16 protein-coding genes are annotated in these 20,216 nt (G+C 69.2%); 8 read left to right on the top strand and 8 right to left on the bottom strand.

Going from position 1 to position 20,216, the window contains the following annotated elements; translation table 11 throughout:
• Positions 1–82 precede the first annotated feature (82 nt).
• Positions 83–3,385, top strand: coding sequence for a S8 family peptidase (locus SNAS_RS32905; RefSeq protein WP_144300535.1), 3,303 nt, complete (start codon positions 83–85; stop codon positions 3,383–3,385).
• Between the two features lie 57 nt (positions 3,386–3,442).
• On the opposite strand, the gene SNAS_RS32900 is transcribed toward SNAS_RS32905, so the two are convergent.
• Positions 3,443–4,048 (bottom strand): peptidoglycan-binding domain-containing protein, encoded by a 606-nt coding sequence (locus SNAS_RS32900; RefSeq protein ID WP_013018735.1) that lies wholly within the window; start codon positions 4,046–4,048, stop codon positions 3,443–3,445.
• Positions 4,049–4,215: 167 nt separating this feature from the next.
• On the opposite strand from SNAS_RS32900, the gene SNAS_RS17260 reads away from it, so the two are divergent.
• Positions 4,216–4,845, top strand: coding sequence for a TetR/AcrR family transcriptional regulator (locus SNAS_RS17260; RefSeq protein ID WP_013018734.1), 630 nt, complete (start codon positions 4,216–4,218; stop codon positions 4,843–4,845).
• Here the strand turns inward: SNAS_RS17260 and SNAS_RS17255 are convergent.
• The 3 genes from SNAS_RS17255 to SNAS_RS17245 are packed head-to-tail and all read right to left on the bottom strand — an operon-like array spanning position 4,824 to position 7,592.
• Entirely contained in the window at positions 4,824–5,924 is a 1,101-nt protein-coding gene (locus SNAS_RS17255) for a Gfo/Idh/MocA family protein (protein ID WP_013018733.1), read from the bottom strand. The two genes, SNAS_RS17260 and SNAS_RS17255, sit on opposite strands and share 22 nt — an antisense overlap.
• The gene (locus SNAS_RS17250) at positions 5,921–6,667 is read right to left on the bottom strand and encodes a sugar phosphate isomerase/epimerase family protein (protein ID WP_013018732.1); all 747 of its coding nucleotides are present in this window, start codon (positions 6,665–6,667) and stop codon (positions 5,921–5,923) included. Before SNAS_RS17250 ends, SNAS_RS17255 begins: the two co-directional genes overlap by 4 nt.
• A 1-nt stretch (position 6,668) precedes the next feature.
• Positions 6,669–7,592 carry a LysR family transcriptional regulator gene (locus SNAS_RS17245; RefSeq protein ID WP_013018731.1) on the bottom strand — a complete coding sequence of 308 codons (924 nt, stop codon included), beginning with the start codon at positions 7,590–7,592 and terminating at the stop codon, positions 6,669–6,671.
• Between the two features lie 71 nt (positions 7,593–7,663).
• Here SNAS_RS17245 and SNAS_RS17240 point away from each other — a divergent pair, with 71 nt between their 5' ends.
• The 3 genes from SNAS_RS17240 to SNAS_RS17230 are packed head-to-tail and all read left to right on the top strand — an operon-like array spanning position 7,664 to position 11,641.
• Entirely contained in the window at positions 7,664–8,860 is a 1,197-nt protein-coding gene (locus tag SNAS_RS17240) for a M24 family metallopeptidase (protein ID WP_013018730.1), read from the top strand.
• A 21-nt stretch (positions 8,861–8,881) separates the two neighbouring features.
• Complete coding sequence (locus SNAS_RS17235) at positions 8,882–10,069, top strand: mandelate racemase/muconate lactonizing enzyme family protein (RefSeq protein WP_013018729.1); 1,188 nt, start codon at positions 8,882–8,884, stop codon at positions 10,067–10,069.
• Positions 10,070–10,123: 54 nt separating this feature from the next.
• Positions 10,124–11,641 (top strand): GGDEF domain-containing protein, encoded by a 1,518-nt coding sequence (locus tag SNAS_RS17230; protein ID WP_013018728.1) that lies wholly within the window; start codon positions 10,124–10,126, stop codon positions 11,639–11,641.
• On the opposite strand, the gene SNAS_RS17225 is transcribed toward SNAS_RS17230, so the two are convergent.
• Together SNAS_RS17225 and SNAS_RS17220 are read right to left on the bottom strand one after the other, a co-directional pair.
• A complete protein-coding gene (locus tag SNAS_RS17225) occupies positions 11,638–12,648 on the bottom strand; it encodes a 2-dehydropantoate 2-reductase (protein WP_013018727.1) in 1,011 nt (336 codons plus the stop codon). The genes SNAS_RS17230 and SNAS_RS17225 overlap by 4 nt on opposite strands.
• Complete coding sequence (locus SNAS_RS17220; RefSeq protein ID WP_013018726.1) at positions 12,645–13,592, bottom strand: MBL fold metallo-hydrolase; 948 nt, start codon at positions 13,590–13,592, stop codon at positions 12,645–12,647. The genes SNAS_RS17225 and SNAS_RS17220 overlap by 4 nt, the downstream gene beginning before the upstream one ends.
• 82 nt (positions 13,593–13,674) lie before the next feature.
• On the opposite strand from SNAS_RS17220, the gene SNAS_RS17215 reads away from it, so the two are divergent.
• The 3 genes from SNAS_RS17215 (at position 13,675) to SNAS_RS17205 (ending at position 16,965) form a co-directional block, all read left to right on the top strand.
• Positions 13,675–14,547 (top strand): LysR family transcriptional regulator, encoded by an 873-nt coding sequence (locus SNAS_RS17215; RefSeq protein WP_013018725.1) that lies wholly within the window; start codon positions 13,675–13,677, stop codon positions 14,545–14,547.
• Between the two features lie 76 nt (positions 14,548–14,623).
• Positions 14,624–14,950, top strand: a complete 327-nt coding sequence (locus SNAS_RS17210; protein ID WP_013018724.1) for a PadR family transcriptional regulator — start codon at positions 14,624–14,626, stop codon at positions 14,948–14,950.
• Positions 14,947–16,965, top strand: a complete 2,019-nt coding sequence (locus tag SNAS_RS17205) for a hypothetical protein (RefSeq protein WP_144300533.1) — start codon at positions 14,947–14,949, stop codon at positions 16,963–16,965. Before SNAS_RS17210 ends, SNAS_RS17205 begins: the two co-directional genes overlap by 4 nt.
• Here the strand turns inward: SNAS_RS17205 and SNAS_RS17200 are convergent.
• On the bottom strand, positions 16,945–18,369 hold the full coding sequence (locus SNAS_RS17200) for an FAD-binding oxidoreductase (protein ID WP_013018722.1): 1,425 nt from the start codon (positions 18,367–18,369) through the stop codon (positions 16,945–16,947). The two genes, SNAS_RS17205 and SNAS_RS17200, sit on opposite strands and share 21 nt — an antisense overlap.
• Positions 18,366–20,216, bottom strand: coding sequence for an ABC transporter ATP-binding protein (locus SNAS_RS17195; RefSeq protein ID WP_013018721.1), 1,851 nt, complete (start codon positions 20,214–20,216; stop codon positions 18,366–18,368). The genes SNAS_RS17200 and SNAS_RS17195 overlap by 4 nt, the downstream gene beginning before the upstream one ends.

Here is a 20,216-nt window from a genome sequence, read left to right as displayed (position 1 = left end):
GGGTGGCCAGGTTTGGGCAATGGCGGTGATCAGCCACATCGACACCTATCGATGATGGCTGATCGTGGCCATACTGACGGTCATGACCCGCATGCTAGCCGCGATCGTTGTCGCCCTACCGATCCTGGCCCCCGCCCCCACAGCCGCGTCACCCGTCGCGGCCGACACCGCCATGACCCCAAACGGCGTCTCCCTCATCACCGGTGAGACCGTCACCTACCACAAACGCGCCGAAGCCGAACCCGTCGTGACCGTGACCAAACCGCGAGAATCGGTGCGGTACACGATCCAGACCACCGGCGACGACACCTTCGTCATCCCCTCGGACGTCCACGACGATGTGGACTCCGGCCGCGTGGACCGGGAACTGTTCAACATCCCCGGACTCATCCGCCAAAACCTGGACGACACCGTCGCCCCACTGATCGTCGGCTACGACGCCGACCTGTCGACCCGCACCACCGCTGAGCGGGCCGAACGGCTGCCCGGCGCCGAGGTGACACGCACCCTGCCGGTCATCGACGCCGTCGCCATCGACGTCGATCCCCACCGAAGGGCGGCGTTCTTCGCAGCCGCCGCCGACGACCGCACGATCGACCGGATCGGGCTCGACCGCCGGTTGACCGTCGCACTCGACAAGAGCGTGCCCCGCATCGGCGCCCCCGCCCTGTGGCAACGCGGCCACGACGGCAAGGGCGTCACGATCGCCGTCCTGGACACCGGCATCGACTCCACCCACCCCGACGTCTCCGACAGGATCACCGCCACCCGGAACTTCACCGAGGAACCCGACACCGCCGACGGCCACGGACACGGCACCCACGTCGCCTCGATCGCCGCCGGAACCGGCAGCGCCTCGGACGGCGACTACCGGGGCGTCGCCCCCGGCGCCGCACTGGTGATCGGCAAAGTCTGCGACTCCGACGGCCTGTGCCCCGAATCAGCGATCCTGGCCGGAATGGAATGGGCCGCCCGATCCGGTGCCACCGTGGTGAACCTGAGCCTGGGTACCGGCGGCGGCTCCGACGGCAGAGATCCACTGTCGACGGCGGTGAACCGGCTGACCCTGTCCACCGGCACCCTGTTCGTCGTCGCGGCGGGCAACTCCGGTTGCGCCCCATGCGTCGGCGCCCCCGGCGCGGCCACCAACGCGCTGACCGTCGGCGCCGCCGACGCATCCGACGCCCCGGCGACGTTCTCCAGTCGCGGTCCGCGACTCCACGACGCCGCGATCAAGCCCGAGATCACCGCGCCCGGAACCGATATCGTCGCCGCCCGAGCCTCGGGCACCGCCATGGGCTCGCCAGTGGACGATGACCACACCTCGGCATCGGGAACGTCCATGGCCACCCCGCACGTGGTCGGCAGCGCGGCGCTGCTGGCGCAGGCCCACCCCGACTGGACCTGGATCGACCTCAAGAAGGCGCTCACCTCCACCGCCAAGGACACCGACGCCGCCGCGTTCGCCGAAGGGGCGGGACGCGTCGACGTCGACCGCGCCGACACCGCCGACCTGACCGGCCCGACGCCGATCCATTTCGGACGTCAAGCGGGAGTCGGCACCAAGATGTTCTCCTACACCAACACCACCGACGCGCCCGTCACCGTGAAACTGAAGCTGGACCTGCGCACCTACACCGGCAAACCCGCCGCCGACGGCGTCGCCACGATCAAGGACACCACCCTCACCGTGCCCGCCAACGGCAGTGCCCAAGCCCAGATCACCGTCCATCCCTTCCGCGCCACCCCCGGCGTGTACGCGGGCACGGTGACCGCCACCGCCGGTGACGCCACCGTGCGCACCCCGTTCAGCTTCTACAAACCCACCCCCACCGTCCCCGTGACCATCAAGGTGACCGGCTTCGACGGCAAACCACTGCCGGGGGACAAGACCTTCCAGCTGGCACGCGGCAACTCCCTACCCGACGACCCGATGGCACCCGCCACGATCATCGGCGTGCCGGTCCGCGACGGCGTCGGCACCGCCAAGGTGCCGGTGGGCACCTACACCGCCTTCGGTCTCGCCCACGAAACCGGCGCCGACAAGGCCGCCTGGTTGGCCGAAACGAACGTGACCGTCACCAAGGCCACCGACATCACCCTGGACGCCCGCGAAACCGTACCGGCCGCAGTGGACACGAACGAGACCGTCGACACCCGCAACCACCAACTCGTCCTGGCCTACAACTCCACCGCCGGAAGCTGGGGCTCGGCGATCGCCAGCACCACCAAGAAGCTGTACGCCACCCCGGTCGCGGAAGTCGACGGACCCGACCGCCTCACCATCCAAGCACTATGGACCCTGACCGGAACCGACAAACCCACCGTGTACAACCTGAACTTCAGCCACAAGGACGGCATCCCCGACTCGCTGACCTTCGACGCCACACCCGGCAACCTGAAAACGATCAAGACCCGCTACCTCGCCGGGCGATCCGGCCTGACGCTCCACCACGCCTGGTTCGCGCTGCGCGGCGACTCGGCGGCCACCATCCTGTTGCCCCGCTTCGAAACCGCCGCCCCGGTCGCCTACACCGAATACGTCACGCCCGACGCGGCGCTGCGATGGAACCGGTGGGTGGAACTGCGCGACCAGGCGGGCAACAACTACACGTTGCACGAATTCAGCTCCGGACCCGACGGCGCCGAAGACTGGTACAGCGGCCCCATCACACCCGCCGCACCCGGCTTCTACCGCCTGCGCGCCAACGACCACGACCTCATCTACCCGACCGGATTCATCTCCGACGGCGATCTGGACCATGTCCTGGACGTCAACACCAAGAACTATCCGATCAAGTGGAAACTGTTCCAAGGCGACAAGCAGATCCCCGGCGCGCCCACCCCAGGATCGTCGGTGCCGACCTTCCCGATCCACGACGACCAGCCGCTGGACTACCGACTGGAATCCACCCTCACTCTGCCCGCGACCAGCAAGACCGGCCCAAGCCTGGCCACCCACCGCACCAGCGTCACAGTAGACACACAGTGGACATTCCGCTCCGGCAAGGCGACCGGAACCGACTGTTCCGCCGCCACCGGCGCGAAAGTCTGCGACCGACTGCCGGCCATCCAGCTCGGCTACGACCTCGGCCTCGACCCGCACCACCAAGCCCCCGCCGGACGCGACCACACCGTGAGCATCACGCCCCGGCACCCGAACGCCGCCGACATCGCCGGGTTGAAGCTGTCCTTCTCCACCGACGAAGGTGATTCCTGGAAAGACGCCACCACCACCGCCGACGGTGACACCTTCACCGCCACCATCCCGAATCCCACCGATCCGGACGCGTACGTGTGGCTGCGCGTCGAAGCCTGGGACGACAACGACAACCGCGTCGTCCAGACCGTCCACCGCGCCTACGCGCTGACCGCGTCCGCATAGCACCAAACCCGGCGAGCGGCTGACCCCCGCTCGCCGAGTTCGTCCGGTGGTTACCGGTTAGGAGGGGTCCTCCATGGTGAAGGTCTTCTCGAACAGCTTGATGTAGCTGGCGCCGCCGGAGGGCACCATCGCGGCACCGCCGACGTCCCACATCTCGATGAACATGTAGGCGTTGTCCTCGCCGTCGACCCGGTCGAACTCCATGCGAGCCGACTCATCGGCTCCCTCGGCGCCCTCGTAGTAGACGGCGCCTTCGCCCTCGGTCCGCGACAAGTTGTCGTCGGCCAGCGCCCACGACTGCTTGTCCACCTGTCCGGTCGGTTCGAGACCGTTGTCCTCTTGCCATTCCTCGGTCGCCTCGGCGGTCTTGGTACCGAATACACCGTCCATGCCTTCGAGGGCGAGTTTGTCCTCGGCGACCATGATCGCCTGCCACAGCGTCACCAGGTCGGTGTCACTGGAGTTGTCGCAGCCCTCGCACAGGACTCCGGCTTCGCGCTCGTGGTCACTGAAGTCGTCGGTGACCTCACCGTAGCCGTCGACATACGCCGCCGGATCGGGGTTGGGGTCGGAGTTGGCGATACCGGCTATCCCCGCGATCCCGCCAGCGATCAGCAGTGCGGAGCTGGCCGCCATGGCGATGGTCCAGGTGCGATTGCGCATATACGTCCCTTGGGTGTTGAGGTTTACGATGTGCCCCAGTCCGCGACGCGGACATCTGACGGGTGCATATCGAGTATGCATCCAAAGATCGGGATGTGCCAATCGCCGAACGAATCCGAACGCCGAGGATCGTCGGCGAGGCCCGCAGCCGGTTGAGGCAAGATGTCGTGGTGGGCTATGTGAAGGGCCGGATCCGGCGCGAGGACATCCTCTCCGCCGCCGTGGCCGTGTACGGCGAGGTGGGATACCACGGCGCATCGCTGCGGGAGATCGCCAAACGGGTGGGGATCACCCACGCGGGACTGCTGTACTACTTCCCGTCCAAGGAGGCCCTGCTGGCCGCGGTGCTGGAACGCCGCGACGCCGCCGACGCCGAACGGGAACGGCTGCTGGGCAATCCGGGCCTGGAAGTGCTGCGCTCCTTCGTGGCACTGACCGCCCACAACGCACAAGATCGCGGCATCGTCGACATCTACAGCCGCCTCGCCGCCGAGGCGGTCTCGCCCGGCCACCCGGCCCACGACTACTTCAAACGCCACTACCGTGACGCGCGCGCCTGCCTCGTCGAGTCGTTCCAGGTGCTGGCGCGCTGCGGCCAGCTGCGCGACGGTGTCGACGCCGGGCAGGCGGCGGTCATGTTCATCGCGCTCATGGACGGACTCCAGGTCCAGTGGCTGACCAACCCGGCCGAAGTGGACATGGTCGCCTCGGTGCGCGGCTTCCTGGAGTACGTGCTGGCCGTGCCACTGGACGCGGAGCCGGTCACCGGCCCGGCTCAGTCCACAGTGCGTTCGTAGGGATCCCAGTCGATCGGCAGCGGCGGCGGCACCTTCACGGTGCTGTCCACGTCGACCGACACGCGCCGAGTCAGCGATTCGTCGATGGACATCATGATGTCCAGGACGTGGTAGGCCAGCTCGCCACCGGCCCGCTCCACGGTGCCCGCCCTGATGGCCCGCGCCAGTTCCACGACACCGATGCCCCGGGTCGCGTTGTGGCCCTGCGGTTCCAGAACCTCAGGCTCCGGATTTCCCAGCACCAGCAGTGTCGTGGGGCCGTCGAAGCGGTTCGGGTCGGGCACCACGGCGGTGCCGCCCACACCCGTCACCTCCACCATGCCCGCCCGCGACAGCGCCGAATCGAAACTCAACAGCAGCTGCGCGCTGCCGCCGCGTTCGAACTCGACCAGCGCGCTGACAGCGGTCGGGACCGTCACGGGGAAACTCGTACCGGCCTTGGGGCCGGAGCCGATGACGCGGGTGTCGCGGGCCCGGCCACCGGCGGCGGTGACACGTCGCACCGGGCCGAAGACCTGCACCAGTTCGGTCACATAGTACGGTCCGATGTCGAACAGCGGTCCGGCTCCGTCCTGGAACAGGAACTCCGGGTTGGGGTGCCACGACTCGGGTCCGGGGCTTTGGAACAGCGCCAAGCCCATCAGGGGTTCACCGATCCGGCCGCTGTCGATGGCGCGGCGGGCGGTCTGCAGTCCCGCACCCAGGACAGTGTCGGGCGCGCACGCCACCCGCAGGCCCGACGCCCGGGCGCGGTCCAGGAGCGCGCGGGCACTCGGGCGGTCGAGAGCGAGAGGTTTCTCCTGCCAGACATGCTTTCCGGCCTCCAGCGCCATGGTCGACACCGGGGCGTGCGCGACCGGGATCGTCAGGTTCACCACGATGTCGATGTCCGGATCCGCCAGCAGCTCGGCGACCGAACCGGCCGCGGGGACACCGTACTTCGCAGCCTGGGCTTCGGCCTGTTCGACGACCAGGTCGGCGACCCGCAGCACCCGCAGGTCCGGGAAGCTGGTCATGTTGGCCAGGTAGGTGTCGCTGATGACTCCGGCACCGATGACCCCGACACCGACCCCGCTCATCGCTCGGCCCCGGTCAGATAGGTGAAGCTGGCGGCCACGGCGTCGAAGATGTCGCCGTCATAGTGGTCGAACTCGACGATGCGCAATGCCGTCGGGGCCGCGGCCAGGATCTCGGTCACCGGAACGGATCCCCGGCCCGCCGGGACCTGGCCGGAACCGTCGACGGCCAAGCCGCCGTCCTTGACGTGGATGGCGTGTACCCGGTCGCCGAGTCGGCGCAGCAGTTCCGCGGCGTCCACACCGCCGACGGTGGCCCAGTAGGTGTCGACCTCGAGGATGACGGCGGGATCGAGCTGGTCGGCGAACACCTCGAAGGCGGTGCGGTCGCCGACGCGGTATTTCAGTTCCCACCAGTGGTTGTGGTATCCCAGGCGCAGTCCGTGGTCGGCGGCGATTCCGGCGAGCTCGTTGAGCCTCGACGCCGTTGCGGCGATGTCGGCGGCGTCCTCCCAGCGTTTCGGCTCCACATAGGGCTCGATCACCGTGTCGACCCCGAGGTCCTTGGCGGCCGCGAACGCTTCCTCGTGGCCGCTGTCGGTGATGCGGGCGTGCGCGGTGGGAGCGGTGAGCCCGGTGTCGCGCAGGCCGTCGCGCAGCGGCGCCAGGTTTTCCACGATTCCCCACAGTTCGAGCTGGCGATAGCCGATCTCGGCGACCCGCTGAAGCGTCCGCAGTGGATCTTGCGCGAACGGGTCCCGTATGGAGTACAACTGCAGGGCGGGAGGGTGTGTGTGAGCGTCCATCTCAAATACTTACCACATGGTAAGGATTCGCGCCAGGTCCCGCGGCCCGGCGAAGCGCGGCGACCAGCGCCTCGATGGCCGGATCGGTGCCGCTGCCGGTACGCACCGCCACCGACACCGTGCGGGTCAGCGGGAAGTCGGAGACCGGGTGAAGCCGCACCTCGGTCGCCAGTGGTTCCACGACGCTGTGGGGGATCAGCGAGACGCCCAGTCCCGCCCGCACCAGCGCCATGATCACCGTGAAGTCGTCGCTGGTGTAGTCGAGCCGCGGGGTGAAACCGGCGGCGTGGCAGGCGCGCTCCAGGACGGTGCGCAACGCGGTGTCGCTGTGCGGCGCGATCCAGCGATCGTCGTGGTACTCGGCCAGCGAGCCCGGTCCGTCGCCGGTGCGGTGCGGCGGGACGGCCAGCAGCAGCGGCTCCTGCAACAGTGGACTCAACTCGATACCGGGTTCGGCGAGCCGGGGCAGCAGGTTGTACTCGTAGACCAGCGCGGCGTCGATCCGCTGTGCCCTCAGGTCGGTCAGGCTCGCGTCGGGTTCGTTCTCCTCCAGCAGGATCCGCAGGTCGGGGTGGGCGGCCTGGCATGCGGCGATGGCCGAGGCGGCGATGTTCCCGGCGGCACTGGGGAACGCGGCCAGTCGCATCGTGCCGCTGATGCTGCGGGCAAGCGCGGCCACGGCGGCCTGTGCCTGTTCCAGTTCGGTGAGTATGCGTTCGGTGTGCTCGACGAGGATCCTTGCCGCCTTGGTCAGCCGCAACCGTCGACCGTCGCGAATGAACAGTGGGGTGCGGGCCTCGCGCTCCAAAAGGGCCAGTTGCTGCGAGACCGCCGACGGGGTGAGGGCGCACACCCGTGCGGCAGCGGCGATCGTGCCGTGGACCGACAGCTCCCGCAGCAACCTGAGCCTGCGCACTTCGAACATGTAGTTTCTCTAACGGAAAACCTCAGAAATCCTCGCTTTTCTTAATACCAGATCTGCCCGACACTGACCGCATGACAGTCGATGACGTGATGGCGATCGAACTGGGCGCGTTGCCGCCCGTCGAGGGTTCCGAACGCCGCCAACGGATCGCGGCCCTGCGCGCGGCGATGCACTCCCAGGGACTGGCCGCCGTGATCCTGGCCAGCCCCGAAAGCGTCTACCACCTGACCGGGCTGGACCACCTCGGCTACTTCGCCCCCACGCTGCTGCTGGTTCCGTCGCGGGGACGGCCGGTGCTGGTGGCCCGGCGGATGGAACAGCACACGCTGCGGGCCCAGGCGCCGCAGGTCGAACACGTCGGATACGACGACGGCCAGGACCCGGCGGAGGCCACGGCGCGCGCCATCCGACGGTTCGCACCCGGGCGAATCGGCGTCGAAGAGCAGTCCCTGTTCCTGCCACCGGGCCTGCTGCGCCGGATCCACGACGCGAGCCCGAACGTGTCCTGGGTGGAGTGTTCGCGGCTGGCGGCGGACCTGCGCACGGTGAAGTCCGTTCCCGAACAGGAACGGGTGCGCCGCGCCGCAATGGTTTCCAACGCGGCGATGCGGGCCGCGCTGGCCACCGCCGCCACCGGCGTCAACGAACGGACGGTGGCCGCGCGGACCCACCTGGCGATGATCGAGGCCGGGGGCGAGCCGCCCGGCTTCGCGCCGCTGATTCGTTCCACCGCCCGGCTCGCCCAGGAACACGTCACCTGGACCGACCACGTTCTGTCCCACGGGGAGGGATTGTTCGTCGAACTGTCGGGATGCGTGCAGCGGTACCACGCGCCGATGAGCCGCATCGTGTACTGCGGCGAGGCCCCGCTGGGGACCGAACTCGCCGCTCGTGCCGCACTCGCGGGACTGGACGCGGCCCGCGCCGCGCTGAAACCCGGCGCCGTCACCCGAGACGTCTACGGCGCTTGGGAGGACGCGGTCGCCGACGCGACCGGAGTGCGGCAGCGCCGACACCACTGCGGTTACCTGACCGGTATCGGATTCGCGCCCAGCTGGGTCGGCGGGGGAGAAGTGCTGGGCATCCGCGCCGACGGCGCCACCGTCGTCGAACCCGGCATGGTGTTCCACCTGATGTCGTGGGTCTCCCAACCGGTTCCGCACGTCGTGTCCGACACCGCCCTGGTCACCGCGACCGGCCACGAACTGCTCACCGACGCACCGCGCGGACTGCTCGTCGCCGACGGCGTCCCGATCGTCTGTCCCTAATCACCATCAAGGAGGTTCGGTATGCGCATCACCAAGATCCGGGCGACCCCCGTGGCCGTCCCCTACCGCACGGACGAGACCTGGGCGTTCGGCAGCCGCAGCGGCATGGTCAGCGTGCTCGTCGAACTGGACACCGACGAGGGCATCGTCGGCCTGGGCGAAGCCGCCGCCTACCCGTCGGCGGAAATCGTCCTGAGTGTACTGAAGAGTGTGGAACGACTGGTGGTCGGAGCCGACCCGTTCCGGATCGAACAGCTGATCCAGCGCATCGACGTCGTGGGCACCTGGCACCACGTCAAAGCCACCAGCCCCGCCATCGCCGCCGTCGAGGCGGCCTGCTGGGACATCGTGGGCAAGGCCTGCGGCCAACCGCTGGTGAACCTGTTCGGCGGCCGCTTCCGCGACAGCGTCGAGTTCTTCTACTACGTCGCCGCACCCGACCCCGACACGGTAAAAGCCGAGGGAACGCGCGCCACCGCCGCGGGCTTCACCACCTGCTACCTCAAGGTCGGATCCGACTCGCTCGACATCGACATCGAGCGCGTCGCCGCACTGCGCGACGGCATCGGCCCGCACATGAACATCCGCATCGACGCCAACGAGGCGTGGACGGCCGGAACCGCGCTGCGGGCCGTGCGCGCCATGCTGCCCTACGGTCTCGAACTCGTCGAACAACCGGTGTCGGGCCGCAACCTCCAGCAGCTGGCCTACGTCCGCGGCCGCATGGACGTCCCAATGCTCGCCAACGAGGCATGCTGGACCCGCTACGACCAACTGTCGGTGATCCACAATGGCGCCGCCGACGTGCTGTCCGTCGACAACCAGATGGACGGCGGCCTGCTCAACCTCAAACGCTCCGCCGGACTGTGCGCCGCCGCCGGGATGACCGTCCTCAAACACAGCCTCGGCGAACTCGGCGTCGCGCTCGCGGCCGCCACGCACGTCATCGCCGCCACCCCGAACTTCCGGCACGCCAACCAGGCCTACGGCGCCCTGCTCAGCGACGACATCGTCGACGGCTTCGGCGGCGGCGTCGACAACTACCGCGACGGGTGCCTCGACGTCCCGACCGGACCGGGCATCGGCGTCGCACTCGACCCCGACCGGGTGGCGCGGTACGCCCGGCTGTACCGCGAACACGGCGATACTGAGTTTTCTTTCCAGCATCCACGGGCGCTGACAACGGGACTGGCGCTGCCCAAGCACTAGTGAATCGTGTATAACTTTGTCTCTGGAAGATCACTATTGCGGTGAGGATAGAGCGTGTCCCCCGAGGTCACATCGGATCGGCTGCGCTTGGCGCGGCGACTACTGGGCGCTGGCAATCCGGCCGGGGCTGTCGCCCTGGTGGACGAGATCGACGCCGACACCGACGACGCCGCGGAACGGGCCTGGGCACTGCTGGTCCGCATGGCCGCCGTGATTGGTCTGGAATGGACAAACGAGTACGCCTCGACCGTCGACCGGGCCCACGCCGCCGTGCGTGCCTTCGGCGACGTCACCGCGCTGGCGTCCTTCCACGCCCTGGCCGCGCTCATCGCCAACACGATGGGCTCGATCGAACAGTGCGTCACTCACCTGATCAAAAGCAGCCGGACGCTGAACCGGCTGGAACAGCCACAGTGGGAAGCCGCCGTGGCTTGGCACAACATCGCCGTCGCCTATTCCTATGTCGGCTTCCACGGGCACGCCACCCAGGCCGCCTCGCAGGCACGGGACCTGGCCGCCGCCACCGGCATGGACTGGCGGGGCCGCCTGCCCGAAGTCCAGGTGCGACACGCCCTGAGCCTGGACCACCAGGGCGACACCGACGGGTGCGTGCGCATCCTGCGGGCGCTGCTGTCCATGGCCGAGCGACTGCCGCCGCGCGAGGACGGCCTGCCCGGCATCGGGACCATGGACATCCCCTGGATCGGTTACGCCGCAGCCCGACTCACCGTCCTGGGCGAGGCGACGACGGTGGACGCGCTGCGATGCCTGGCCGCCGGAAGCGACGACGCCTGGACCGCGGACCTGAACCAGCTGGGACGCATCTGTCTGTCCATTCACGAAGGCGAGACGGACCGGGCCCGGCGGCTGCTGGACAACGCCACCGCGGCCGCGGCGGTACTGAGCCCCGCCGAGGTGCCGCGACTGCGGGCCCTGAGCCACCTGGCCGACGGCGACACCCGCTCGGCGTGGCGGGCCGAACGCGAGGCCTTCGCCATCGACGTCGCCAGGACCGACCAGTTGCGACGGTTGGTGGTGGACGGCATGACGGCACGACTCGATCACGAGGAACTGCGCCGCACCGTGTCGGGTTACGCCGACGACGCCCGCACCGACCCGCTGACGGGGCTGCCCAACCGGGTGCACCTGGGGGAGTACATCGACGGACTCGTCGAACGCGCCGAATCCGGAGTCGTGGCGGTCGTCGAGGTGGTCGTCGAGCACCCGGACTCAACGAGCGCCCAGTCCGGTGACGACGCGGTCCTGCAACGCGTCGCCGACTCCCTGATGCGCATCATGCGCAGCGGCGACTTCGTGGCGCGCTACGGCGGCGCGGAGTTCGTGCTGGTGCTGCCGGGCACCAAGCTGTCCCAGACCGCCGACGTCGGGCGCCGCGTCACCCGCGAACTGGACAAAGAGGACTGGGATCTGGTGTCGTCGGGCGGGACGCCGCACTTCGACCTCGGCTGGGCCGACCTGTCGGGAAACCACGAGCCGGGACGCCGGATCACCGGCGCCAACACGAAGGCCGACCGGATCGTCGCCCGCGCCCGCAACGCGTGCGCCCGTTAGCCGCGCGTCGTGGCGGAGCGCAGTGCGGCGAGGAGGTGTTCGCCGGGCCAGTCCCGTCGGCCGCCGGTTTCGGCGTCGTGCACCAGTTCCACGAGTTTCTGGTTGACCGGTGCGCTGCGGTCGTGCGCGGCGGCCAGCGACACGATCTCGCCGTTGATGTAGTCGACCTCGGTGACGCGTCCGGCCTCCAGGTCCTCCCACATGGACGATCGCGCGTGCGGATCGATGGCCAGCATCCGTTTCGCGGCGCGGGCGAACACGGCGTCAGGGGTACCCAGCAGCCGGGGAATCCAGTGCGGCGGCAGCGGCGTGATCTTGGCGGGCTTGATGCCGGACGCGGCGAACACCGCCAGCGCCTCACGTTGCGCCGAGGCCAGGCACTGCCGATAGGCCTTTCGCGACAGTTGTTCGCGCAACGGCAACCCGCACAACGCGTTGACCGCGTTGTTCAGATTCAGCAGCAGTTTCGCCGCCTGCACTCCCGCCATGTCCTCGTGTCGCGCCAGCGGTATCCCGGCCCGTGCGAAGGCCTCGGCGAAGGCCGACACCGACGGATCCTGCTGCACCTCCAGGCCGCCCTCGGTGGCGCCGTGGAACGCGCCGCCGCCCTGGTTCACCACATTGAACGCGACCATCCCGGCCAGCACCGTCGCCGAGGGCAACCCGTCCCGCAGCACCTGCGCGTTGCGCAGTCCATTCTGGAAACTGATCACGACGGCGCCCGGCTTGAGCAATCCGGCCAACGTGGACGCCGTCTCGGCGGTCGCGGCCGACTTCACCGTCACCAGTACCAGGTCCGCATCGGACGCCGCGTCGGGCGTGGTGTCGAATCGAGGGGCCTCGACGTGGAACTTCGCGCCCTGCCAGTCGGTGACGGTCAAACCGTTGTCCGCCAGCTGCGCGCCCAGCCGTTCCCGGCCGATGAGGACGACGTCGGCGCCGGTGGCGGCGAGGCGGCCACCGACGTAACAGCCGATACTGCCGGCCCCATAGACACAGATCTTCATCCCGAAACGCTACCGCCCCGCCCGACGCCGCTCGTCGCCGGTGAGTCGTCCTCAGCGTGCTCCGCGCACAGACAGCCGACGCCCTTGGCGATCCAGTCCTGCCCGGCCCACTGTGGATACCGCTCGATCATCAGAGCCTCGACCTCGGCGACGATCGTGTCCGGCGGCATCGCCGAGTCGCGGCGGATCCAGGTCTCGTCGCGCAACAGTTCCAGATAGTCGCGGACATCGGCCAGCAGCCGGGGACCGGAGACCTCGCCGTGGCCAGGCACCACGACCTTGGGACCGGTGGCGATCAGACGGCGCATCACCGCGATCCACCGCAGCCCCGACACGTCGACGTCATAGGGCGGGAACCACGGGAAGATCGCGAACTGACCGGCCTCGGCCAGGTCGCCGGTGAACAGGACGTCCGCGTCGGGGACGGTCACCACCTGGTCGCCGAGGCTGTGCCCACGCCCGGTGGCGCGCATCCGCACCACCCGACCGCCGAGGTCCAGCTCGTACTCCTCGTCGTAGACCACGTCCGGCGACGCCAGCTCCACGCCCTCCAGCTGCCGCGCTATCGGTGCGCCGAGGCCACGAAACATCTCCAGATAGGACTGTCCCTTGTCGGTGAGGTTCTTCGCCTGCGCGCTGTTGACGAGGTAGGTCGCCTCGTCCGCGAAGGTCCGCGCGCCGAAGGCGTGCTCGGGGTGGAAATGCGTCGTGGTCAGGAACAGCTCGCGGCCCTTGGCGTACTCGGCCGCGAAGCCGAGCACCTTCTCGGCGTTTCGCGGGCCCAGGCCGGTCTCCACGACCAGAACGGCACGAGTACCGCCGATGACGCCGATGTTGGGCACCAGGCCGACGCCGCCGTTGGGGATCACCACCAGGTCGCGGGCGAGCTCCTGGGCGTGGCCGGTGTCGACGACCGGGTCGTGGCTGAGGGGTTCGATGGTCATGGCGGCAATGCTTCGCCGCGATGACCCGTCCGTCCAACACCGATTCCGCAAGCCCGATACCGCGCGGGTATCGTCGCTGATCGTGGAGTTCCGGTTGCTGCAATACTTCGTCGCCGTCGCCGAGGAACGTCACTTCGGACGGGCCGCGGCCCGGCTGCACATGACGCAACCGCCGCTGAGCCGGGCCATCAAACAGCTGGAGGCCGACCTGGACGCGGTGCTGCTGCGTCGCTCGGCAACCGGCGTCGCACTCACCGCCGCCGGAGCCACGCTGTACGACGACGCCCGCGCCCTGCTGGAACAGGTCGAGCTGATCCGCACCCGGGTGCGCGCGGCCACGGGCTCCACAACGCTCACCATCGGAACGCTCGCCGACAGCGCCGACGAGGCGGGAACCCGGTTGGCCACGACGTTTCGCCGCCGCCACCCCGAGGTGTCGATCCGGTTCCGGGAAGCCGATTTCGCCGACCCGACCACCGGACTGCGCACCGGCCTGGTCGACGTGGCGCTGACCCGGTCGCCCTTCGACGAGACCGGCATCAGCGTCCGCGTGCTGCGCGAGGACCGGGTCGGGGCCGTGCTGCGCGCCGACGATCCGCTGGCCGCCCGTGACTCGCTCCACCTTGCCGACCTCGCCGATCGGCCCTGGTTCCAGCTGCCCGAGGGCACCGACACGATGTGGCGGGAGTACTGGAACGGGGCGACCCCCGTCGGCGACCGACCGGCGGGCCCGGTGGTGCGCACCGTCAGCGAATGCGTCCAGGCGGTGCTGTGGAACGGGACCGTCGGCATCGCGCCGCTCGGCCACGACCTGCCCGAGGGCCTGCGTCTGGTGCCGTTGGCCGACATGCCGCCCAGCCCGCTCGTCGTCGCCTGGGCGAGCGCGAGCCACAACCCCCTGATCGCGTCCCTCGTCGACGTCGCCGTCAACACGTATCGATCAGCGTCGACGTAGGTCGTGCGCTGCCGATCCATATCCGCTGGTGGACCCTATATCGAAAACTCTCCTAGGGCTATGTAGTATCTCGATCATGCCAGAGAAAGTGCGCATCACCCCGATCGTCGCCTCGTTGCTGGCGGTGATGCTGACCGAACCAAGCGCGGAGCACTACGGCCTGGATCTCGTGCGCCGCACCGGCTTGTCGGCCGGAACCATCTACCCGGTCCTGATGCGACTCCGCAAGGCCGAATGGGTGGAGGCCACGTGGGAACAGATCGACCCCCACGAAGCCGGACGGCCCGCGCGGCGCTACTACCGCCTCACCGCGCACGGCGCCACCGCGGCGCGCACCGAACTGGAGGCCATGTTCCGAAAACTGTCCATTGTGCCGGGCATCACCGGGGAGGCCACCGCATGAGAACTGTGGACACCCTCGAGGCGCGATGCGTGCGGCTCGCGGCGGCGCGCTGGCCGCGCGACGTACGCGACGAACACGCCGCCGAATGGAGCGCCGAACTGCACGAGCTGCGCCACGACACCTCGGTGTCGGCGTGGCGACGGCATTGGCAGCGGCTGTCCTTCGTCGTCAGCCTGCTCACGATGCCCGCGTACCGAGACCGACAAGGAAAGGGATTCCTCATGCCGCGACTCAACGTCATGGGCCGCCGAATCGCCATGTTCATCGCCGTCGGCGCCCTGTGTGCCGTGGTCCAAGCGGTTCCCGGAATGGTGAACCGAGCACTGCTCAAACCCATCGTCATCGACGTCCTGTCGGTCACCGTCATCCTGCTGTCCGTCGCCCTGCTGGCGGCGCTCGGCTACTGGCTCGGCGCCCGGCAACCCATCGTCGGCGAGTCATCCAGTGGGGGCGACCGCCTCAAAGGGGCGGCGATCGCGATGGCGGGCGTCGGCGGCACGGTGGCGTTGCTGGTCGGCCAGCACGGCTACGGCGCCGTGGTCGGCTGGCTGATGTTTCCGGTGTGGATGGTCGCGTTCATACCGCTGCTCACCCACATCATGCGTCAGGTCAGCAAGGGCCGCACCCTCGCGGCATGGGGCTGGGGCCTCGGCGGCGGTCTGCTGCTGTGGGAACTGTTGGCCATCCCGCTGGGAATCGGCTACGCCACCCAGGAAGGACAGCCACTGTCGCAGGTCGACCTCACCGACGCACCACTGTGGTTCGCGCAGGGCCTGGTCAGCGACAAGGGTTCCTGGTTCGCCCAAAGCTACGGGGGCGGTATCGCCGACGCCCGGTTCCTGACGGAGAACGGGCTGGCCACCGTCCTGCCCGCACTGCTTCCGGCCACCGCGTTCCTGCTGACCTACCTGGCAGGCTCGGCCCGGGCTACCCTGCTCATCGTGCCCGGCCTTGCGACCGCCGAGGCAAAACCCACCCCCGGCAACCCGGCGGTTCGTCAACTCGTCGGTCTGACCGCCTGCGCGCTGGCCGTCATCGGTTGGGCCGCCATCTCCGCGTTCCTGGCCCCGATCGCCGACCGGGTGGGGCACGATGCTCCGATGGCCTGGGCGATCGAGCTGCGGCAGGCCGCGATCCTGTTGGCCGCCATCGCGTTGGCGTGGACGCTGCTGGGCCGGGCCGGGGCGCTGCTGCCCGCCGTCGGTCTGGGAGTGAGCCTGCTGGCCGTCGATATCGCCGCCGAACGTCTGCGGCTGACCGGAACCGGTGGCTTCCTGCTGATGGCGGGAGTAGGCGGCGCCCTGCTCGTCGGCAGCTGGTGGCTGGCGACGAACCTGGACAAGCGGGTGCCGGACGCGTCGGCGCGGCGCCGAGGCTTGGTGGCTCTGGCGATCCTGACCGCCTACTGTGCCCCGGCGGTGCAGTGGCAGGCCGAGTCCCTCAACGGCGGGTACGAATCCGAGGGCGTCGATTCCCCCGTCGGGCTGTCGATCACCACCACGGTGCTGATGGTCGCGCTCGCCGTCGTCGCCATGTCGGCGGCCGACGCCGCCCGCAACCGTCCACTGTCGCCAAGCGGGTTCGCGGCCGTGTCGGTTCTCCCGGTGGCGCTGATGATCGGAACGGGATTCCTCACCTGGAACGGGCTTCCCGTGGTACCCGACGGAACCGGTGCGCTGCTGGGCCTGCCGCTGTGCGTGTACACACTGGCGGTGATCACCTGGGACACGAGACCCTCCGCCGGTCGGGTTCTGCTGTGGACGGCCGTGGGCGTCGTGAGCTTTCCGGTGGCACTGGGCGTGACGTACGTCGGGCTGTTCCTCAGCGCGATCATCGGCGGGCTGCTGCTGGTGCTGCGTGACCCCTACGGTGCGGAGCTGATCGTCGCCTCCCCGGTCGTGCTGGTGGGAATCCTTCCGCTGGCGGCGGTCGGCGCGCTGCTGGTGGCGCGCAGGACCGTGCCGGTCGCGTCGCGGACCGAGCCCGAACCCGGGCTAGAACCCGTCCGCGCGTAGCGATTGCTCGTACCGGAACACCCCGTCAGGATCGTAGGCAGCCTTCACCGCGTGCAGTCGGTGAAGGTTGTCGCCGTAGTAGGCGATGTCCCAGTCGGGGAGGTCGGGTTCGGGATAGTTCTGGTAGACGTGGCCGTTTCCCCAGCGGTGCAGGGTCGCCTTGGACGCGGTGACCCACTCGTGCGAGGCCCGCTTGAGTTCGGCCGAACCGTAGGCCTGAACGCTGTGCTCCACCAGGAAGCGCGGCGAGCGGTGCACGAAGGCGGTGTCACCGGGAGCCGGTTCGCCGATCGCGCCGCCCCACGGTATGAACTCGAACTCCCGCTGTTGACTGGCGACGCGGTCGCGCAGCAGTCCGTCCACCAGGTCGGCGATCGCGTCGAGCGGCACGGCCGCGTCGAAGAACTCGGACTTCACGAACCGTACGCCGGGTTCGGCGTCGCCGGGGCGTCCGCCGAGTTTGTTGTGCGAGGTGGGTTCCCCGGCGAAGGTGTGGTGGTTGGGCAGTTCCTCGGCGGTCAGCTCGGTGTAGGTGACGCGTTCGGGGGAGATGCCCACCAGGTCGGCCAGCTCCGCGACCCGTTCGGCGGCGGCGCGCGGCGACGCCCCGACGATCAGCCCGAACACCGACAGGGTGGCGGGCTCGTCGGGATCGGGCCAGCAGCGCAGGATCAGCTCGGCGTTGACCCTCGACGGCGCGGTGGGCGCCCAGCGCTGCCAGGCGTCGATCACCGCGGCGCCGTCCTCGGGTTTCCACCACGCGGCGAAGTGGACGGCCGGTACGGCGGGACGGGTGCGAAACGTCAGTGAGGTCACCGCACCGAAGTTCCCGGCACCCGCGCCACGCAACGCCCACAGTAGATCCGGTTCGGTCGTCTCGGAGGTGCGCACGATCCTGCCGTCGGCCAGGACGACCTCGGCGCCGACCAGGTGGTCGCAGCCCAGGCCGTAGTACCGGCCCAGCGGACCGAAACCGCCGCCCATCGAGGCTCCGGCGACCGCGACCATGGGGCACCAGCCGACCGGCACGACCCGGCCGTGCCGCGCCAGAACCTCGGCCAGCGGACCGATCCGGGTCCCGGGCCCGGCGGTCACGGTGGCGCCGTCGGGGGAGACCCGGACCTCGTCCATGCCGTCCAGGTCGATCACCAGACCCTCCGACATGCTGTACTCGGCGAAACTGTGGGCTCCGCTGCGCAGCGCGAACGGTATGTCCTTGGCGCGCGCGAACGCGACCGCCTCGGCGACGTCGCGGGTGTCGGCGCACCGGGCGACCGCCTGCGGGACGGTCTCGGTGAACCGGCCGATGAACCATTTGCGCACCGAGTCGAAGTCCGGTTCGCCGGGCAGGATGAGTCGGCCGTGCAGCCGGTCGCCGAGCTGTCCGAAGCTGACTGTCTTCATCGGGTCTCCATCGTCTGGTAACTGCTGGCCTGCATGTGGAACAGTTCGGCGTACCGTCGGTCCAGTTTGATCAGTTCGTCGTGGGAACCGGCCTCGGAGACGCGGCCGTCGGCCAGCACGTAGATGCGGTCGGCCGAGCGGACGTTCGCGAACCGGTGCGAGATGACCAGGACGGTGCGTCCGGCGCACAGTTCCCGGATGTCGTCGAAGAGTTCGCGTTCGGCGCGCGGGTCCAGCGCCGAGGTGGGTTCGTCCAGAATGATCAGTTCCGCGTCCCGGAAGAACGCCCGAGCCAGGGCGAGGCGCTGCCACTGCCCGCCCGACAGCTCCATACCGCCGAGGAACTGGCTGCCCAGCTGGGTGTCGTAGCCCTCCGGCAGCGCCTCGATGAACTCGGCGGCACGGGCCCGCCGCGCGGCGGCGTGGATCGCGGCGGTGTCGTCGCGTCGTTCGGGGCGACCCATCGCGATGTTGTCGGCCACCGACAGTCGGTATTGGACGAAGTCCTGGAACACCGCCGCGACCTGGCCGCGATGCGTGCGCGTGACCGCCTCGGTCAACGGTTCCCCGTTGCGGTGGACCGCGCCGCCGGTGGCCTGGTAGAGCCCGGCGATGATCTTGGCCAATGTGGTCTTGCCCGAGCCGTTCTCGCCCACCAAAGCGATGACCTCCCCGGCGCGCAGCTCCATGTCGATGTCGTGCAGCGTCGGGGTTTTGCCGCTGGGGTACCGAAAGTCGACGTTCTTCAGCTCGATGGACGCCAGCTCCGACGGCGTAGCGCTCGTCCGCTGTTCGGTCTGGGGCGGTGGCGCGACCCGTCCGGGTTCGATGAAGCTGACGAGGTCCTCGACGAACAGGATGCTCTCGTGCAGCAGCAGCGCGCTGTCGGCGGCGACGATCAGTTTCTGGCTCACCAGCGCGATCGCGACGAGCACGGCACCGGTCTCGGCGATCGTCATCCAGCCCTCGGCGACCATGGCCACCGTCAACAGCATCACCGCCGCGACCACGACGCCGTTGGCGAGGGTCCCCAAGGACGACACCCGCACCCGTTTGCGGGTCATGTCCCGCACGGCGGTGATGCGCTGGTCGTACAGGTCGTCGATGCGGCCGCGCAGGAACGGCGTCGCCTGGCAGGCGCGCAGTTCGGCGGCGTTGTCGCGGCTGGTGATGAGGAAACCCAGGTAGCTGCGGGCCCGGTCCATATGGGTCATCTGGAAGTTGAACGCGTACAGCGCCCGGTTGGCCCGGCCGGTGGCCAGCCACAGTGGAACCGCCGACACCAGCAGCAGCAGTCCCGGCAGCGGGCTGATCGCCAGCAGCGCGGCCAGCACCCCCGTGACGGCGACTGTGGCGCTGATCGCCCCCAGCAGGCCCGAGGCCAGTTGCATCGGCCGGATCTCGGCGGTCATGGTGGCCCGTTCCAGCCGGTTGTAGAACTCAGGCTGCTCGAACGATTCCAGCCGCATCGTCGCGGCCATGTCGAGCACCCGGGTCTGGGCGTGCCGGGCCACCAGTTCACCCACGACGCGTTCGCGTTCGTTCTGGAACGACGCGGTGAACTTCAGCGCCGCGGTGATGGCGACCAAGGCCATCAGGTACGCCACGACGCTGCTGGGCAGGCCGGAGCCGGGTTTGGCCGCCAGCACCGACTGCAACACGTTGTTGGTCAGCATGACCTGAAGGCCCGCGCCGACACCCAGGATCAGCGCCCCGGCGACCACCAGGCAGAAGTCGCGGCGTGCGCTGGCCCAGACCATGCGCAGTGCCTGTGCGGTCAGCCACAGTTGACGGCGGGCGCTGAGCCTGCCGACCGGTTGCTGAACCTCGTCGAGAAGTCCCGGCAT

The organism is Stackebrandtia nassauensis DSM 44728 (assembly GCF_000024545.1).
Lineage (GTDB): Bacteria > Actinomycetota > Actinomycetes > Mycobacteriales > Micromonosporaceae > Stackebrandtia > Stackebrandtia nassauensis.
This window is presented reverse-complemented; position numbering and strand designations above follow the sequence as displayed.

Bases quoted from the DNA above. Each gene is read 5' to 3' on its own strand.
- SNAS_RS17245 (WP_013018731.1), bottom strand. From the start codon at position 7,592: ATGTTCGAAGTGCGCAGGCTCAGGTTGCTGCGGGAGCTGTCGGTCCAC.
- SNAS_RS17235 (WP_013018729.1), top strand. From the start codon at position 8,882: ATGCGCATCACCAAGATCCGGGCGACCCCCGTGGCCGTCCCCTACCGC.
- SNAS_RS17250 (WP_013018732.1), bottom strand. From the start codon at position 6,667: ATGGACGCTCACACACACCCTCCCGCCCTGCAGTTGTACTCCATACGG.
- SNAS_RS32905 (WP_144300535.1), top strand. From the start codon at position 83: ATGACCCGCATGCTAGCCGCGATCGTTGTCGCCCTACCGATCCTGGCC.
- SNAS_RS17195 (WP_013018721.1), bottom strand. From the start codon at position 20,216: ATGCCGGGACTTCTCGACGAGGTTCAGCAACCGGTCGGCAGGCTCAGC.
- SNAS_RS17220 (WP_013018726.1), bottom strand. From the start codon at position 13,592: ATGACCATCGAACCCCTCAGCCACGACCCGGTCGTCGACACCGGCCAC.
- SNAS_RS17205 (WP_144300533.1), top strand. From the start codon at position 14,947: ATGAGAACTGTGGACACCCTCGAGGCGCGATGCGTGCGGCTCGCGGCG.
- SNAS_RS17210 (WP_013018724.1), top strand. From the start codon at position 14,624: ATGCCAGAGAAAGTGCGCATCACCCCGATCGTCGCCTCGTTGCTGGCG.
- SNAS_RS17225 (WP_013018727.1), bottom strand. From the start codon at position 12,648: ATGAAGATCTGTGTCTATGGGGCCGGCAGTATCGGCTGTTACGTCGGT.
- SNAS_RS17200 (WP_013018722.1), bottom strand. From the start codon at position 18,369: ATGAAGACAGTCAGCTTCGGACAGCTCGGCGACCGGCTGCACGGCCGA.
- SNAS_RS17255 (WP_013018733.1), bottom strand. From the start codon at position 5,924: ATGAGCGGGGTCGGTGTCGGGGTCATCGGTGCCGGAGTCATCAGCGAC.
- SNAS_RS32900 (WP_013018735.1), bottom strand. From the start codon at position 4,048: ATGCGCAATCGCACCTGGACCATCGCCATGGCGGCCAGCTCCGCACTG.
- SNAS_RS17240 (WP_013018730.1), top strand. From the start codon at position 7,664: ATGACAGTCGATGACGTGATGGCGATCGAACTGGGCGCGTTGCCGCCC.